Here is a 15,246-nt window from a genome sequence, read left to right on the forward strand (position 1 = left end):
TCTCAAAGATTTGTAACGGTAATTTCGCTCATCCTCAAAGGAGATTCAAAAATGTCAATTGCCGTGGGAATGATTGAGACAAAAGGTTTTCCCGCTGTTGTGGAAGCTGCCGATGCTATGGTCAAAGCTGCCCGCGTTACCCTCGTGGGCTATGAAAAAATCGGCAGCGCCCGCGTCACCGTAATTGTGCGCGGCAACGTGTCGGAAGTCCAAGCCTCAGTCGCAGCAGGAGTGGAATCCGTCAAGCGGGTGAACGGCGGAGAAGTCGTCTCTACCCACATCATCGCTCGCCCCCACGAAAACCTAGAATACGTTCTGCCGATTCGATATACAGAAGCAGTAGAACAGTTCCGAGGCTACTAAGTTCTTAGCGCACAAAAATTTCGTTAAAGGAAAATTTGTGCGATCGTCAAAAATTAACTGTTTAGTTCCCCAAATATTCAATCAGGAGTAAAACCAATGGCAATTGCAGTTGGCATGATCGAAACCCTAGGCTTCCCCGCAGTGGTAGAAGCCGCTGACGCGATGGTCAAAGCAGCCCGCGTCACCTTGGTAGGCTACGAAAAAATCGGTAGCGCTCGGGTTACGGTCATTGTAAGAGGAGATGTCTCGGAAGTGCAAGCTTCTGTCGCCGCCGGAGTAGAGTCAGTGAAGCGCGTTAACGGCGGACAAGTGATGTCCACCCACATTATCGCCCGCCCTCACGAAAACTTGGAGTACGTACTGCCGATTCGCTACACCGAAGCTGTAGAACAGTTCCGTGAAGGCGTGAGCGGCATTCGCCCCCTCAACAGATCATAAGATAGGCTCACGGCTGTTAGGGGCGTTTGGTAATTAAAAATTAAAAATCGCGCTGTTTTTGATTTAGCATTTTTAATTTTTAATTGAGGTGGGTATGGGATATTGGTTATTAGTCATGAGTCATTAGTCATGAGTCATTAGTCATTAGTCATGAGTCATTAGTTACTAGACGAATAACTCTAAACGGCGGACAGCGGACTGAGCAAAGCTAATAAAAAAAAGACAAGTGACCCTGTAAAAATGACAGTTACCAATTACCTATTACCTATTACCTAAAATGCAAATGGCCAAAGTTCTCGGCACAGTTGTCAGTACCCAAAAAGAGCCGACGCTGAGAGGATCGAAATTTCTACTGCTGCAATTCATCGATGAGGAAGGTTCGCCAGTTCCCGGCTATGAGGTAGCCGCTGACTGTGTGGGCGCAGGTATAGATGAATGGGTTTTAGTAACCCGAGGCAGCGCAGCCCGGATCGCGCCCGGAAGTGAAAACCGTCCGATCGATGCTCTAGTAGTAGGCATTATAGATACTGTCAATGTAGAAAACCGCCTCATTTACAGTAAAAAAGACGACCCGTACGGCTAGTTGGCAGTTGGCAGTTGACAGTTGGCAGTTGGCAGTTGGCAGTTGATAGTTGGCAGTTGACAGTGAACAGCTAACAGTGAACAGTTGACAGTGAACAGTGAACAGTTGACAACTAACAACTAACAAAAAATTTTTCAGATTAGGAGAACTTAATTTATGGCAGTCCGCAACGTTGCGGCTCCCCCGACGCCTTGGTCGAAAAACTTGGCTGAGCCCAAAATTCACGACACCGCCTTCGTACATTCCTTTTCTAACATTATTGGGGATGTGCATATCGGTTCTAATGTGATGATTGCCCCCGGGACATCTATCCGCGCCGATGAAGGCACTCCTTTTTATATCGGAGAAGGAAGCAACATTCAAGACGGAGTAGTGATTCACGGCCTAGAACAAGGCCGAGTCACAGGAGACGACGACAAATCCTATTCTGTGTGGGTGGGGAAAAATACTTCCCTCACCCACATGAGTTTAATTCACGGCCCTGCCTACGTGGGCGAGAACTGCTTTATCGGCTTTCGCTCTACGGTGTTCAATGCCAGAGTGGGCAACGGCTGCATTGTCATGATGCACGTACTAATTAAAGATGTGGAGATTCCCCCCGGTAAGTACGTACCTTCGGGAGCCATCATCACTAATCAGAAGCAAGCCGATCGCTTGCCTGACGTTCAAGATTCTGACATTCAATTTGCGACCCATGTCATCGGCATCAATGACGCTCTGAGAACGGGTTATCGCTGCGCTGAGAACATCGCCTGTCTAGCACCAATTCGCAACGAGCAAACTAAAAACCCAAATATGACTCAAACCAAATATTCTACCAATGCCGGCACCCAATTGAGTTCAACTCTTGCCGATAGCATCCGCAATTTACTAGCTCAAGGATACAGCGTGGGAGCCGAACACGCCGACGCACGCCGCTTCCGTACAGGTTCTTGGCGTACTTGCGGCCCGATTTCCTCAAAGCGCGACTCAGAAGTAATCGCGGCTTTGTCAGCTTGCATGGCCGAGCACCAAGGAGAATACGTCCGCTTGATCGGGATTGACACCAAAGCCAAGCGCCGCGTACTAGAAGAAATCGTCCAAAGACCGGGAGACAACGGCTCTAACGGTTCTAACGGTGCGAAAACTCACCAATCTAACGGTAAAGTTGCACAACAAGCTTCAAACCACAATAGCGGTTCCGTGTCAAGCGGAAAATTGAGTGCCGAAACAGTGGCTCAGGTTCGCGGCTTGCTAGCTCAAGGCTACAAGGTGGGGACGGAACACGCCGACGCGCGCCGCTTCCGCACCGGTTCTTGGCAAAGCGGGGCTTCGCTGCAAGTGAAAAACGAATCTGAGGCGATCGCCGCTTTGGAAGCTGTGATGAACGAGTACCAGGGCGAGTACGTGCGCTTGATCGGGATTGACCCGAAAGCTAAGCGACGCATAGTTGAAGAAATTATTCAGCGTCCTGACGGCCCGGTTGGTCAATCGGCTAAGCCGGCAGGAACATCTAAGTCGGCAGCAACATCGGGATACAAAGCAGCTTCGACTGGTTCGGCGAGCAGCGGAAGTTTGACCGGCAAGACGATCGACCAAATCCGCAACCTGCTTTCCCAAGGCTACAAAATTGGCACGGAACACGCCGACGCGCGCCGTTTCCGCACCGGTTCTTGGAGCAGTTGCGCCCCGATCTCATCCAACCGCGAATCGGAAGTGATTTCTGCCCTCGAAAGCTGTCTCAAAGAACACAGCGGCGAGTACGTCCGCTTGCTGGGCATCGACTCCAAGGCCAAGCGCCGGGTACTGGAAGAAATTATCCAGCGTCCTTAATTTGCTAGGTAATTAGCTTGTTTCTCCCGTTAAGCCCTCGCGCTGGGGCAAACGGGAGAAACCCCAGCGGATTGAAGTTGGATTTGAGATAGTTAAAAAGCTCGATTGACAAATGTTGGTCAAAATCTAGAATCTTCTGAAAGTTTCTATAAAACGTTAAAGCATCAAGCTTCTCAGTATTAGTAAATTATCGTTTCTTAGATTGACATGGTTAAATTTATCAGTCGAGAAAACCCATAATTTAAAGTCGTTTTATCGAAAAAAATAGCTCCTTTCATGGTGAAGTCGAATGTATTTATCGCCACTGCAATTAAGTAGCAACTCTCAGATTTTGATGAGTGGCGATGTAGTTGTGAATGAGGGTGCGGCGATCGCCCCTGGAGCAATCCTGCAAGCAGAGCCCGGAAGCCGGATCTCGATCGCCGCCGGTGCCTGTATCGGTATGGGAGTTATCCTTCACGCCCGTGAAGGTACTCTGGAAATCGCGGCGGGCGTTATTCTGGGTGCAGGAGTGCTGGTGGTAGGTGCGGGAACGATCGGGGAAAATGCCTGTATTGGCGCCGCGACGACGCTAATCAATCCTTGTATCGACAAAATGCAAATTATGCCAGCAGGTTCTCTAATGGGAGATACCAGCCGCCAAGTCGCCGCAGAAGCAACCGCAACAGAAGCAACCGCAGCAGCGCCAACAGCAGCGCCAACATCACCAGAAACCCCCGAAGCCACTACGCCACCAGTCGATCGACCGATCGAGCCGATCGAGCCGCCACAACCCGCCCAAACACCGCCTCAAACTGCGCCGGAGACTGCCCCAGACCCGCCGGAATCCACCGCCGCAGAGCCGCCCCAACCAGGGGAAACGCCAACTATTCTGTACGGTCAAGCTCACATCAATCGGCTGTTGGGGACGCTGTTTCCGCACCGGCAAGCTTTTAATCGATCGGAGGAAAACGGCCAAACTCTATCGGGCGGTACCGGGTAGCCGTCATTTCGGCAAAAGCCAGCTATGCTAAAGGCAGAAAGATCAAATATCAATAGGTAATCTCATATTATTGGTAGCTCAGCAATTTGTCAGGCCTTGCAGCAGCAATCAGTGTTTTGTAGCTCGTGCAGTCTGTCTTCTCATCTGAGAAACTATAAACTATCAACAAATTTTTATTTTGGGAAGTTTCTAAGGGTAATAGAAGATGGACGGACAAACAGATCGTAACAGTCACGAAGAGCGATCGCAGCGCCAGGAATACTTCAAAGACACTGCTTTGGGTTTGGTATCCACCAAGAGTTTTCCGGCAATTGTGGGGACTGCTGACATGATGCTCAAGTCGGCAGGAGTGATTTTAGTAGGATACGAAAAAATTGGTTCCGGTCACTGTACCGCGATCGTCCGGGGCAGAATTTCGGATGTGCGTTTGGCTGTGGAAGCGGGAGCTCAAACTGCCGAACAGTTCGGGCAGTTTGTTTCTAAGTTGGTGATTGCTAGACCTTTGGCTAATTTGGAAGTGGTTTTGCCGATCGGCTTTCGGCTGACTGAACTTTCGGAAAAAGGCAGTTATTCTCGGCTTAGCAATCAGGCGATCGGTTTGCTCGAAACCCGGGGATTCCCGGCAATGGTCGGCGCTTGCGATGCTATGCTCAAATCCGCAGACGTACACTTGGCAGCTTACGAGAAAATTGGCGCCGGTTTGTGCACGGCAATTATTCGCGGTGCCGTTGCAGATGTAGCAGTGGCCGTAGAGGCAGGGATGTACGAAGCTGAGAGAATTGGCGAGTTGAACGCGGTGATGGTAATTCCGAGACCTTTGGAAGATTTGGAACAAACTTTACCTCTGGCGAGTTGCTGGATCGAGCAGCGTAAACCTGTGATGATGCCCGTGTCGGTTAAGGAAAAGGAACAAGAATTGATCGAACTTCCAGATTTGGAGAAATTGAGAGTTTATGTGGAAGAGGAAATCAATCGGTAATTGGTAATTAGGCAACAAAAGTTTGTAGAGACGTACTGCCGCAAATACTGAGACGAAGTTTGTCAAAAAAATATAGAGTTTACTCGGTAGGACTGCTGGCAACAATTTATACTGAGTAGCGGCCTCAAACTTAATTGGGCGATCGAGCCGATCGCCGCCGCATCAAGAAACCCAGAGCACCAAGTAAAACTAGACTTTTGAGATTAAGTCGATCGGGTAAACAATCGAACTGACTAATAAGTAAGCTGTTGTGCATTTAAATTGTATATTTCGAGTCCCGATCAAAAATCGCCAAATCCTCTCCCCCTCTCCCCCTCTCCCCTTCTCCCTCTCTAATACCATAGGCAATCTAGATGCAACACAGCTTAACTCCAGCCGAGGCGCAGAGCCTTTCAACAGGATTTAACTACTGTTAAAATAAACCCAAAATCCTGTATACGGTAGATTGCCGGGAATCATTCAAGAGTTACTCTGACCCCAGGTGGATGCTCTTCCAACAGATGAACGGCCCTCTAACTCAAAACTGACTGCACAGGAATCAACCCCCAGAATCAAGCAATCCTGAAAGTTGACCTATGAACCTCAAACAATTTTACAAGCGCGGTTTGCACAGCGCCAAGAAAGGAAACTATGAAGCGGCACTTGAGGACTTCGATCAGATACTGCAAGTCAATCCCGCCGATGCCAAAGCCTATAACAATCGCGGCTTGGTTTACTATTACATGAAAGACTACCAAAAAGCGATCGCAGACCTCAGCCAAGCCCTAGATATCAATCCTAACTTCTTCGAGGCTTACTTGAATCGAGGCAATGCTTGGCGTCATCTCGGAGAACACGACAAAGCCATTGAAGATTTAAACTGTGCTTTAGCAAATAAGCCTAACAGCCACGCTATCTACAACAACCGGGGACTTGTACTTGCTAATTTAGGAAATTACGAAGAAGCAATAGAAGACTACAATCGAGCTCTATCTATCAATTCCAACAATTATAAAACCTATTACAACCGGGGGCGCGCTTACTACCTTTTGGGAGAAAAAGAGGCAGCAACGGAAAACTTTAACGAAACGCTGCGGTTGAATCCTAGATATATCAAAGCTTACATAAATCGAGGTCTCTGTTACCACCAACTAGGAGACAATACGCAGGCGATGGCCGATTACAACATTGCACTCGCCATCGATCCACAAAATATTTATGCCTATTATAACAGAGGTTGCGTTCGCTATAAATTAAAACAAATGCAGTTGGCAATTGAAGACTTTGACAAAGCAGTGGAACTCGATCCGAACTATGTTAAAGCTTATCTCAACCGGGGTTTAGCGCTGTATAAACTTGGAGATGTGGCGGCAGCAAATAAGGATTTTTACCACGTAATGTGCATTAATGCTGAAGCTTATGTATACTACCAAGCCCAGCGGTGCACGCCGGATATTAATTCGTACTTCAAAGAAGCGCCGCAGGTGGAACTTAATAATGCTGTAGAATACTACAACACAACCTTAAATACGATGTCAACTTCCTTAAGTTCCGCAGCATTAAACGCGGTTTGGAATCAAGAAGATTTAGAGAACAGAGACTCGATTATCTGTGAAAGTGAATTTATTAATGATTGATTTAGTCAGTAGTCATTAGTCCTTAGTTATTAGACTTATTGCATAAATCTTTGAGCGACTGGGAAACTGCTGATGCAACGCAGAGGCATTTAAATATACTTTGTGAATGTATGCAATTCCAGTCTAATGAGTCAGCAGTCATTACTCATTCGTCATTAAGTAGGTCATCCCAAAAAAACAATACCTCAGAAACCCGGTTTCTGCGTATATTTATCGTGAGTCGTCGCAAAATCTTCTAGAAACCGGGTTTCTCGCCCCCTGCGTAAGCCCTGATCAAGAGGTTTTTAACGCAGATTGGGTAGGAGTTAAAAATTAAAGTCCTTACTGCCAACAAACAGTAAGGACTTTAATGATTTATTCCTGAGTGTTAAGGACGAACATCCTTACTAAACAGGTTAAATACTTGCCATCACTTCACGCGCTGCCGCCAAAGTTCGATCGATATCTTCGTCAGTATGAGCCAAAGAAGTAAATCCCGCCTCAAACTGCGAAGGAGCAAGATAAATTCCGTGCTCCAACATTCCCCGGTGAAAGCGGCTGAACTTCGTCAAATCCGACTTCTTCGCATCCTCGTAATTGTGAACCGGGCCAGCCGCAAAAAACAAGCCAAACATCCCGCTAATTTGCCCGCCCCAAACCGCGTGTCCCGCTTCCTTAGCAATTTTTAGCAATCCGTCAGACAGTTTTTTAGTAATCTTATCCAACTGTTCGTAAGTGCCGGGTTTTTGCAGCAATTCCAAAGTCTTAATCCCAGCAGTCATCGCCAAAGGATTTCCCGAAAGCGTACCCGCTTGATACATCGGCCCAGCAGGAGCCACCATCCCCATAATATCCCGCCTTCCCCCGTAAGCTCCCACCGGCAAACCGCCGCCGATAACTTTACCCAAAGTAGTCAAATCCGGCGTGACACCGAATCTTTCCTGAGCTCCGCCGTAGGCGATGCGGAAACCGGTCATTACTTCATCAAAAACTAACAAAGCACCGTTATCTTTAGTAATTTCCCGCAAACCTTCGAGAAAACCTGCATCCGGGGTAATAAAACCGGCATTCCCCACCACTGGTTCCAGAATTACGCCTGCTATCTCGCCGGGATTTTCGGCAAATAAAGCTTTGACTGCTTCTAAGTCATTGTAGGGAGCGTTGAGGGTATTGGCAGTAACGGATTTCGGGACGCCTGGAGAGTCGGGAAGGCCCAGAGTTGCCACGCCGGAACCGGCTTTTACCAAGAACATATCGGCGTGCCCGTGATAGCAGCCTTCAAATTTAATCAGTTTATCGCGTCCGGTGAAAGCTCGCATCAGCCGCAAAACGGCCATACAGGCTTCGGTGCCGGAGTTGACAAATCGCACCATTTCAATGCTGGGAACCGCATCAATGACCATTTCGGCGAGTACGTTTTCCAACACCGATGGTGCGCCGAAACTCGTACCTTTTTCTAAAGATTCGTGCAAGGCTTTGATGACTTCCGGGTGGGCGTGGCCACAGATGGCTGGGCCCCAAGTGCCTACATAGTCAATGTATTGGTTTTCGTCAACATCCCAAATGTAGGCTCCTTTTACCCTGTCAAAGACGATGGGCTGTCCGCCTACGGATTTGAAAGCGCGGACGGGGGAACTGACGCCACCTGGCATCAACTTCTGGGCTGCGGCGAAAATTTCTTCTGATTTGGTCGTTTTCAAGGTTGTGGAAACCAATGTTTTCTCCTTAGTGAACGTCTGTTGTTGGTAGAATAATTTTATAGCCAGTTCAACATAAAGGTTAGGTCGATTCAAGGAAACTATTCTAGTAGATTTTAGGGTACAAACCAATGAGTAGCAATACTAGGTGGGGTTTTTTAGGCTTTGTCGCACTAGCACCGTGAAGCGAAGCTATCCCGTAGGGAATCGCCCTAAAATGTAATTTTTTGTAAAATAGTTCTTGACAATTTAGCCATCACTTGCTCAATCTTCTCTCTTCCTCTGCGTCCTCTGCGTTCTCTGCGGTTAATAAAAAAAACAATCTCCGACAGGAAAGCGTTAATCTATATTACCAAGTTGAAATAAAATTATGTCTACTACTGATTTATCGAGTTTGAGCCGATCGATCCCAATTGAAAAGATCCGTTACGACGATCGCGGTTTAGTGCCTGCGATCGTCCAAGATTATTTGGACGGTACGGTGTTAATGATGGCCTGGATGAATCGGGAGTCGCTGCAAAAAACGCTCTCTACCGGGCAAACTTGGTTCTGGAGTCGTTCTCGCGCTGAATTGTGGCCCAAAGGCGCGACTTCGGGACACGTTCAAAATGTCAAAGGGCTGCGTTACGACTGCGATAGCGATGCTTTGCTGGTGACAGTCGAACAAGTCGGAGATATTGCTTGTCACACCGGAGAAAGAAGTTGTTTTCACCAAGTTGATGGGGAAATTTCACCGCCGCCAGGGGATATGTTATCTCAATTATTTGCGGTAATTTGCGATCGGCGCGACAATCCTAACGAAAGTTCTTATACTTGCAAGTTGTTCGAGGGCGGCGACAACAAGATTCTCAAAAAGATTGGCGAAGAGTCGGCGGAAGTTGTGATGGCTTGCAAAGATGACGACAAAGAGGGGATTGCTGGGGAAGTTGCGGATTTATTTTATCACGCTTTGGTTGCTTTGGCTCACCATCAAGTTGATTTAAGAGCAGTTTACCGCAAATTGGGCGATCGACGAAAATAAATTAGTTATTGGTTATTGGGCATTGGGCATGGGGCATTGGGCATGGGGCATTGGGCATTGGTAGCAGCAACAAATGACTAATGACTAATAACTAATGACTAATAACTAATGACTAATGACTAATAACTAATGACTGCTATTTTTCAACATTCGATCGAGCTTTTGCAAAATAAAAATAGCCGCGCCCACACTCAAAGCCAAACCCAACCAAAAATTATCTGCCGCCCATTTACCTCTATCCAAAGCCAAACCCCCCAGCGGCGGCCCGATTAAATAGCCGATCGCCCAACACTGAGAACTAACCGCCAGATACACGCCCCGCAAAGACTCTGGCGCTAAATCCACCACCAAAGCAGAAGCAAAAGGCGTATAAGCAACAGTCGCAACCGACAAAAAGCTCAAGCCTAAAACAGCTAACAATAGATTGCCAGTTGCAGCCATTCCCGTCAAGCCGATCGCGATAAATCCCATTCCCCATAGCAGCGCAGAAATCATCAAAGCTTTTGGATGGGAAAACCGCTTCAAAGCTTTAACAACCGGCAGTTGCAAAGCCACAGTTAAAAACGTGCTAAAAGCAAACAAAACCGTAATTGTACCTGTTGAAAAGCCTTTTCCCGATGTCCCCACCGCGACAAACTTGCTAAAGTACAGCGGCATGGTGGTTTGGATTTGGGAAATATATAATGTGAACAGGGTATTTACTAAAGCATAAACTAGAAGACTGCGATCGCTCAGCGCCACCATCCAGCCATTTTCCCGATTGTTTTTGCCTCTATCCGCTGAATTAGCTGGTTTGTAGGTTTCGGCGATCGCGATCGCAACTACCGCAAACAGCACTAAAAACGAGATACCATCAATAATAAAGAGCGATCGATAATTACCAGTTACCTCAATCAACAAACCGCCCAAAATAATCCCAACTTGCAAACCCAAATTATCAGCAAGCCGCGTCAAAGCAAAAGCTTCCTGTCGCTGTTCGCCCTCGGTTAAATCGGCCACCATCGTCTCCGTTGGAGGCCAATACAAACCCACGCCAAAACCCATCAGTAAATTGCCCGCAATTAAGCCTGGGAAATCATTAGTCCCCGCCAGTATAAAAGAAGCGGCCGCCGAAATAATTGTCGCCAGCAATAAAGTTCGCCGCCTTCCCCAAAATTTGGAATCGCAAAAAGAACCGCCCAAAATTCTGCCGAATATTCCTGAAACTGAACCGCTACCCAAACCAATCCCAACAGCAGTAGCAGATAAACCGACGCGATCGACAAAAAATATCGGCGCGTAAAATAAAGTAAAACCCGTGCCGCTTTGGGAGAGGAATCTGCCGGCGGCAAGAATCCAGACTTGAGGGGGGAGACGGGGCAACCAAGAGGATAATTGAAATTTAGGCATATATTATTTATAATAGTCGGCGGTTGAAACCGCGTCTAAACTAATGAACAGTCGGCGGTTGAAACCGCCTCTACACAAACGAAGTCCGCCTTCGCGGACTCAAGAATTAAGCAGGTATTAAAGCAGGATTTGGTATTATGGAGTCAAACCCAAACTTAACCTTACTTGTTCGCGAACTTCGCGACAAAAATTTAATGCTTCGCGCGCTGTATCTTTATCAGCCGAAGCCCCCGGATAGCGATAGGCAACGGAGAAAGCAGTTAACGCTAAAAGTTTTGTGCGAAGCTTATCCCACCCAGGCTCAACGGGCAACAGCAAATCTAACAAAACAGTCAAATTATGCGTTCTGCTGAAAGAAATTACTGCTTCCTGCAAACGCGCTTTTAGATATTTCTCGGCACACTGTTGAGCGTGAAAACACGCCGCATCATAATTTGGAGATTTTCGCGCTCGCAATTCCCGCAAAGCTGTATAGCAATCCTAAATCATTTGTAAAAATATGTAGGGGTAGTGCTACCCCTACTCCCCGTGCCTACCCCAGCCAAGGCGGGGCAACCGGGCGTGGGTTTTGCCCCTACAAGAATTACACGAATCATTTAGGATTGCTGTAGTAAAATCGCCCTCAGCTTTATCAACCCATTCAAGTGTGAGCGGATTCATAAATCACCTTTCCTTTCTCGATGATTTCCCGCAAAAATAAATCATTCCAAGCTAGACGTTGTTCAATTTCCGAAGGAGTTCGCACTAACAAATCTACAGCAAAGTTTGGCTGAGTTTGATTTAATATTTCCCAAGTTTTACGAAGATTATTACCATCCGAAGATAAAACTACCAACATATCAACGTCCGAATCTTCTGTGGGATTTCCATAGGCGTAAGAGCCGAACAAAATTATTTTTTGCGGTTTGAATTTATTGGCTATTGCCCGACTCAATTCCATGATTGTGTTCATTTCAATCATTTGCTAACATTTTTAATATTTTTCAAATCCACTGTAATAATAACACATGAAATTTCTGGAGTCTCTCCCTCCAATGAGTAATTATCAAGAGATTTTTGACGATCGCCATAAATTTTAAACTGTTGCTGTTGGCTCGCCCGTTGGCGTTAGCGAAGCGATCCGAAAAAAAGCCATCGAAGACGAACACCCGCCAGCTTAACAATTCTTCTCAGTTAGTTACACAAAAGTTACCATTAATTTAAAAATACTTAACACGATTTTAGAAAAAAGTTAGTTAAACTCTAGAAAAGGCAGAAGAAAATTTTAGAGGGTCTAATTATATGACAGCTATTACAACATCAAGAGTAGAATCAATCAAACCGCGCTGGCAAGCAATTGTCATGGTGGCTCTAATTTTCTGGCTCAGCGTTAGCCTGATTTTGGATCTAGTAATTATGCCGAGTCTCTACGTATCGGGCATGACGACATCACCGGAGTTTGCAACAGCCGGGAATTTAATGTTCTGGGGATTCAACCGCGTTGAGTTAATCTGTTCGGGCCTGGTGGCAACGGGTTTGATGGTTTTGAGCAATTTAGTCGGTGACTTCGGCAAGCGCAGCCGCACAGCAATCTTATTATCATTGGTACTTCTGGCGATCGCCCTGATTGACACCTACGCCCTGACACCCCAAATGAGCGCCTTGGGAATGCAGCTAAATCTGTTCGATTCCGCAGCAGAAGTGCCCGCCGGCATGAATCTACTGCACCAAGGCTATTTTGCCTTGGAAGCGCTGAAGTTGGCTGTCGCCGGTACGCTGCTGGGCTGGTGCTACCAAAACCAAGTTTAATCGACAGAAGGCTAAGAGGTTGAGTTGAGAAAAAAAACTCAACCTGCAGCGGGGGGCGTGAATTCACGCCCCCCGCTAATTTTTTAAATTTTAACGATCGTAAACACCGGATTTGATATTCATCGGCGTTAATCTGTGTTTATCTGCCCTCATCTGCGGTTAAAAAAAGAGAATTTCTTGGGCCGCAGATGACAAGGGATTGACGCTGATTCACGCAGATGAAGAGAAGAGTGATAGGAATAATCTCCGATGCTAACAGATTTGATATAACAATACTGTCAAGTTTCCTGAACCCGCGCAAAAACGGATACTTGCGAACGACTCCTCCCGTGGAGAAAGAAAAATTTTAGACTCTTGTTCAAACTCCCAGATTCATCTGTAGAGTAAATCTAAAATCTAAAATCTAAAATCTAAAATCGACTAACGGCACGCCCTACTCGGAGGTTTCCGGTAAATCTGCTTTTGGCCACAGCAAGCGCAAGCCCATCACCGCAAATCCGATCGCTGCGAGCCCCTTTACCAGTCGTTCCGGCAACACCTCTGCCGTGCTGAAGCCAATGCCCACGCCGATTAAACTCGCCAGAAGCAGCGCCGACGCCGTACCAAAAAATACAGCCCGCGGCGAGTTACAACTACTGCCCAGGGCGATCGCAGCTAATTGACTTTTGTCTCCCAATTCTGACAAAAACACTGTAATAAAACTGATTCCCAAAAGTTGCCAGTCCATATTTTTTTCAGTTCTTAATTAGCTCTTGTAGAAATCTACGACTTACCGACAGGCAGACAATTAACCCAGCACTTCCCACAGCAGAACCGCCGAAATCCCCAGTAAAATCACTCCGGCTGCTCTCTCCAAAGTTCTCGGAGCAATCCGACTAGCCAGCCACCTTCCTAGCAACACCCCCAGCAAACTGGTTGCTATCAAAGCCGAACCCGCACCCGCAAAAACGATCCAAGGATTTCGAGATTCAGCCGTCATCAGCAAAATCGCGAGCTGAGTTTTGTCTCCAATTTCAGCTAAAAAAATAGTTGCAAAAGTCGAAGCAAAAATTGCCCAGTGCTTGGGCTTCAGTTTCTTTTGTTCCTGACAAATATCGGGATTTACAGTCACTGAGAGTTCAGCGGGCTCCGGGGTTAAAGCAGCACAAATCTCAGTAACCTCTTTTATTTGTAGTTGTACCTGTTGTGGCAAATCATAATTGAGGTTTACTGAGTCAGAAGCAGACAAGCTTGGCGGAACAGAATCAAGTTTCACGGGCAATGAGTGCTAAACGCTATTTATTTTTGACTTGTACTTTTGATTCTAACTCTCTCGGTGCCTGCTTTTACCAAACCAGGGTCAATCGATTTTAGATTTTAGATTTTAGATTTGAGATTTTAGAATTGAAGCATTAACCCCACGGATAAATTCGGGGGGCAAGTTTTATCGGATACAGGTTTTTTATTCCTCCAGGGATGAATCACGTGGCGGGTATCCTAGATGCTTTCGGTCATCTTTTTCGCCGAAGATTTCAGCAACTCATTCCTGGAACCACTCACCGCGCCCAAAAAGGGAGACAACCCCCCAGATTTATCTGTCGAGTCAATCTAAAATCTAAAATCTAAAATCTAAAATCTAAAATCTAAAATTGACTGACTGGCTGGTTCATGTGCCGTAAGTTCGATCGCCCGCATCTCCCAAACCAGGTACAATAAAGCCCTGTTCGTTGACTATTTCGTCGATCGTTGCCGTGTAAATCATCAAACTCGGGTACTCTGCACTCAGCCTCTTCAAAGCCGGAGGAGCAGCCACCACAGAGATAATCCGAATCAAGCTCGGATCAATTCCCCGTGCAGTCAATTCCTGCATAGTCGCTATAATCGTCCCGCCAGTCGCCAGCATCGGCTCGCTAATTATCACCCGCGTTTGCGGGATAAACTGCGCCGGCAATTTGTTCAAATAACAAGTCGGTTGTAGCGTCTCCTCATTTCTTGCCATGCCGAGGTGGTAAACCGACGCCAGCGGCACAACCGTCTGAATTCCTTCCAGCAGTGCCAAACCCGCCCGCAAAATCGGTACCACAACTAACGGAGCTTCCGGGTTGATAAAAGTCGCCGGACATTCCGCCAAAGGGGTCTGCACCGTTGTTTCCACTGTCGGCAGCCATTCTCGAATCGCCTCGTAAGCCAGCCACCTTCCCAATTCTGTCATCGCAGAACGAAAAAGTACCGAGGGGGTGGCGCCGTCGCGGGCAACAGCCAGCCAGTGTTTAATTAATGGATGCGGAGGAACGTAAACGCGCAGTTGCAGGGACATTAGGAAATTGGGGAGATTGCTAGGTTTGAGGGATTTTATGCGGTGCGATCGATCTTCTTTGAGGGCTTCGCCAACGGGCGATCGATCGCTCTGTGCAACTTATCACATCCTTGAGGGCGCATACAAGCCAGAGATTGAGAATCGACCGAAGAGCACTATTTTTAAGATTGCCCTCACAGGCTCAAACCTCCGCCGGAGTGCCGGACTATTGCGACAACCACCAGCCGTCGGTTAGAACTGACATCTTGCACCATTATTAATAAGCCTTTCACGGGCGGGCTCTATGCCCACCCCACAAGAAAA

The 15,246-nt window shown here is 47.1% G+C and carries 18 protein-coding genes; 10 read left to right on the top strand and 8 right to left on the bottom strand.

Going from position 1 to position 15,246, the window contains the following annotated elements; all coding sequences use genetic code 11:
• The first annotated feature begins 51 nt into the window (after positions 1–51).
• The 6 genes from QUA00_RS03445 (at position 52) to QUA00_RS03470 (ending at position 5,157) form a co-directional block, all read left to right on the top strand.
• Complete coding sequence (locus QUA00_RS03445; protein WP_006635059.1) at positions 52–363, top strand: carbon dioxide-concentrating mechanism protein CcmK; 312 nt, start codon at positions 52–54, stop codon at positions 361–363.
• 96 nt (positions 364–459) lie between these two features.
• The gene (locus tag QUA00_RS03450) at positions 460–801 is read left to right on the top strand and encodes a carbon dioxide-concentrating mechanism protein CcmK (RefSeq protein WP_006635058.1); all 342 of its coding nucleotides are present in this window, start codon (positions 460–462) and stop codon (positions 799–801) included.
• 277 nt (positions 802–1,078) lie between these two features.
• Positions 1,079–1,384: a EutN/CcmL family microcompartment protein gene (locus tag QUA00_RS03455; protein WP_006635057.1), complete on the top strand. Its 306-nt coding sequence runs from the start codon at positions 1,079–1,081 to the stop codon at positions 1,382–1,384.
• A gap of 156 nt (positions 1,385–1,540) precedes the next feature.
• Positions 1,541–3,196 carry a ribulose bisphosphate carboxylase small subunit gene (locus tag QUA00_RS03460; RefSeq protein WP_333408698.1) on the top strand — a complete coding sequence of 552 codons (1,656 nt, stop codon included), beginning with the start codon at positions 1,541–1,543 and terminating at the stop codon, positions 3,194–3,196.
• Between the two features lie 289 nt (positions 3,197–3,485).
• Positions 3,486–4,178, top strand: coding sequence for a carbon dioxide concentrating mechanism protein (locus tag QUA00_RS03465; RefSeq protein WP_333408699.1), 693 nt, complete (start codon positions 3,486–3,488; stop codon positions 4,176–4,178).
• A gap of 205 nt (positions 4,179–4,383) precedes the next feature.
• The gene (locus tag QUA00_RS03470) at positions 4,384–5,157 is read left to right on the top strand and encodes a BMC domain-containing protein (RefSeq protein WP_333101844.1); all 774 of its coding nucleotides are present in this window, start codon (positions 4,384–4,386) and stop codon (positions 5,155–5,157) included.
• A 130-nt stretch (positions 5,158–5,287) separates the two neighbouring features.
• On the opposite strand, the gene QUA00_RS03475 is transcribed toward QUA00_RS03470, so the two are convergent.
• The gene (locus tag QUA00_RS03475; RefSeq protein WP_333408700.1) at positions 5,288–5,413 is read right to left on the bottom strand and encodes a hypothetical protein; all 126 of its coding nucleotides are present in this window, start codon (positions 5,411–5,413) and stop codon (positions 5,288–5,290) included.
• A 319-nt stretch (positions 5,414–5,732) separates the two neighbouring features.
• Between QUA00_RS03475 and QUA00_RS03480 the strand changes: the two genes are divergently transcribed.
• A complete protein-coding gene (locus tag QUA00_RS03480; RefSeq protein ID WP_333408701.1) occupies positions 5,733–6,773 on the top strand; it encodes a tetratricopeptide repeat protein in 1,041 nt (346 codons plus the stop codon).
• A 395-nt stretch (positions 6,774–7,168) separates the two neighbouring features.
• Here QUA00_RS03480 and hemL read toward each other — a convergent pair whose 3' ends face one another.
• Positions 7,169–8,467 (bottom strand): glutamate-1-semialdehyde 2,1-aminomutase, encoded by a 1,299-nt coding sequence (gene hemL / locus QUA00_RS03485; RefSeq protein WP_333408702.1) that lies wholly within the window; start codon positions 8,465–8,467, stop codon positions 7,169–7,171.
• 352 nt (positions 8,468–8,819) lie between these two features.
• On the opposite strand from hemL, the gene hisIE reads away from it, so the two are divergent.
• On the top strand, positions 8,820–9,470 hold the full coding sequence (hisIE, locus tag QUA00_RS03490) for a bifunctional phosphoribosyl-AMP cyclohydrolase/phosphoribosyl-ATP diphosphatase HisIE (RefSeq protein WP_333142854.1): 651 nt from the start codon (positions 8,820–8,822) through the stop codon (positions 9,468–9,470).
• A 126-nt stretch (positions 9,471–9,596) separates the two neighbouring features.
• Here hisIE and QUA00_RS03495 read toward each other — a convergent pair whose 3' ends face one another.
• The 3 genes from QUA00_RS03495 to QUA00_RS03505 all read right to left on the bottom strand — a co-directional run bounded on the left by QUA00_RS03495 (position 9,597) and on the right by QUA00_RS03505 (position 11,820).
• On the bottom strand, positions 9,597–10,859 hold the full coding sequence (locus tag QUA00_RS03495; RefSeq protein WP_333408704.1) for an MFS transporter: 1,263 nt from the start codon (positions 10,857–10,859) through the stop codon (positions 9,597–9,599).
• A gap of 135 nt (positions 10,860–10,994) precedes the next feature.
• Positions 10,995–11,324: a HEPN domain-containing protein gene (locus tag QUA00_RS03500; RefSeq protein WP_333142852.1), complete on the bottom strand. Its 330-nt coding sequence runs from the start codon at positions 11,322–11,324 to the stop codon at positions 10,995–10,997.
• Positions 11,325–11,499: 175 nt separating this feature from the next.
• Entirely contained in the window at positions 11,500–11,820 is a 321-nt protein-coding gene (locus tag QUA00_RS03505) for a nucleotidyltransferase domain-containing protein (protein ID WP_333408705.1), read from the bottom strand.
• A 320-nt stretch (positions 11,821–12,140) separates the two neighbouring features.
• On the opposite strand from QUA00_RS03505, the gene QUA00_RS03510 reads away from it, so the two are divergent.
• Complete coding sequence (locus QUA00_RS03510; protein WP_333176087.1) at positions 12,141–12,647, top strand: hypothetical protein; 507 nt, start codon at positions 12,141–12,143, stop codon at positions 12,645–12,647.
• Between the two features lie 433 nt (positions 12,648–13,080).
• Here QUA00_RS03510 and QUA00_RS03515 read toward each other — a convergent pair whose 3' ends face one another.
• The 3 genes from QUA00_RS03515 to upp form a co-directional block, all read right to left on the bottom strand.
• Positions 13,081–13,374 carry a TMEM165/GDT1 family protein gene (locus QUA00_RS03515; RefSeq protein ID WP_333142850.1) on the bottom strand — a complete coding sequence of 98 codons (294 nt, stop codon included), beginning with the start codon at positions 13,372–13,374 and terminating at the stop codon, positions 13,081–13,083.
• Positions 13,375–13,434: 60 nt separating this feature from the next.
• Positions 13,435–13,902: a TMEM165/GDT1 family protein gene (locus tag QUA00_RS03520; RefSeq protein WP_333142849.1), complete on the bottom strand. Its 468-nt coding sequence runs from the start codon at positions 13,900–13,902 to the stop codon at positions 13,435–13,437.
• Positions 13,903–14,292: 390 nt separating this feature from the next.
• The gene (gene upp, locus QUA00_RS03525; protein ID WP_333408706.1) at positions 14,293–14,943 is read right to left on the bottom strand and encodes a uracil phosphoribosyltransferase; all 651 of its coding nucleotides are present in this window, start codon (positions 14,941–14,943) and stop codon (positions 14,293–14,295) included.
• A 7-nt stretch (positions 14,944–14,950) separates the two neighbouring features.
• On the opposite strand from upp, the gene QUA00_RS03530 reads away from it, so the two are divergent.
• Positions 14,951–15,178: a hypothetical protein gene (locus tag QUA00_RS03530; protein WP_333142847.1), complete on the top strand. Its 228-nt coding sequence runs from the start codon at positions 14,951–14,953 to the stop codon at positions 15,176–15,178.
• Positions 15,179–15,246 lie beyond the last annotated feature (68 nt).

Source organism: Microcoleus sp. T2B6 (assembly GCF_036700475.1).
GTDB lineage: Bacteria > Cyanobacteriota > Cyanobacteriia > Cyanobacteriales > Microcoleaceae > Microcoleus.

What these genes read in the sequence shown, in the direction of transcription:
- QUA00_RS03465 (WP_333408699.1), top strand. Translation starts at nt 3,486, where the DNA reads ATGTATTTATCGCCACTGCAATTAAGTAGCAACTCTCAGATTTTGATG.
- QUA00_RS03505 (WP_333408705.1), bottom strand. Translation starts at nt 11,820, where the DNA reads ATGATTGAAATGAACACAATCATGGAATTGAGTCGGGCAATAGCCAAT.
- QUA00_RS03455 (WP_006635057.1), top strand. Translation starts at nt 1,079, where the DNA reads ATGCAAATGGCCAAAGTTCTCGGCACAGTTGTCAGTACCCAAAAAGAG.
- QUA00_RS03480 (WP_333408701.1), top strand. Translation starts at nt 5,733, where the DNA reads ATGAACCTCAAACAATTTTACAAGCGCGGTTTGCACAGCGCCAAGAAA.
- QUA00_RS03495 (WP_333408704.1), bottom strand. Translation starts at nt 10,859, where the DNA reads ATGCCTAAATTTCAATTATCCTCTTGGTTGCCCCGTCTCCCCCCTCAA.
- QUA00_RS03470 (WP_333101844.1), top strand. Translation starts at nt 4,384, where the DNA reads ATGGACGGACAAACAGATCGTAACAGTCACGAAGAGCGATCGCAGCGC.
- QUA00_RS03515 (WP_333142850.1), bottom strand. Translation starts at nt 13,374, where the DNA reads ATGGACTGGCAACTTTTGGGAATCAGTTTTATTACAGTGTTTTTGTCA.
- QUA00_RS03445 (WP_006635059.1), top strand. Translation starts at nt 52, where the DNA reads ATGTCAATTGCCGTGGGAATGATTGAGACAAAAGGTTTTCCCGCTGTT.
- hisIE (WP_333142854.1), top strand. Translation starts at nt 8,820, where the DNA reads ATGTCTACTACTGATTTATCGAGTTTGAGCCGATCGATCCCAATTGAA.
- QUA00_RS03510 (WP_333176087.1), top strand. Translation starts at nt 12,141, where the DNA reads ATGACAGCTATTACAACATCAAGAGTAGAATCAATCAAACCGCGCTGG.
- upp (WP_333408706.1), bottom strand. Translation starts at nt 14,943, where the DNA reads ATGTCCCTGCAACTGCGCGTTTACGTTCCTCCGCATCCATTAATTAAA.
- QUA00_RS03475 (WP_333408700.1), bottom strand. Translation starts at nt 5,413, where the DNA reads ATGCACAACAGCTTACTTATTAGTCAGTTCGATTGTTTACCCGATCGA.
- QUA00_RS03460 (WP_333408698.1), top strand. Translation starts at nt 1,541, where the DNA reads ATGGCAGTCCGCAACGTTGCGGCTCCCCCGACGCCTTGGTCGAAAAAC.
- QUA00_RS03450 (WP_006635058.1), top strand. Translation starts at nt 460, where the DNA reads ATGGCAATTGCAGTTGGCATGATCGAAACCCTAGGCTTCCCCGCAGTG.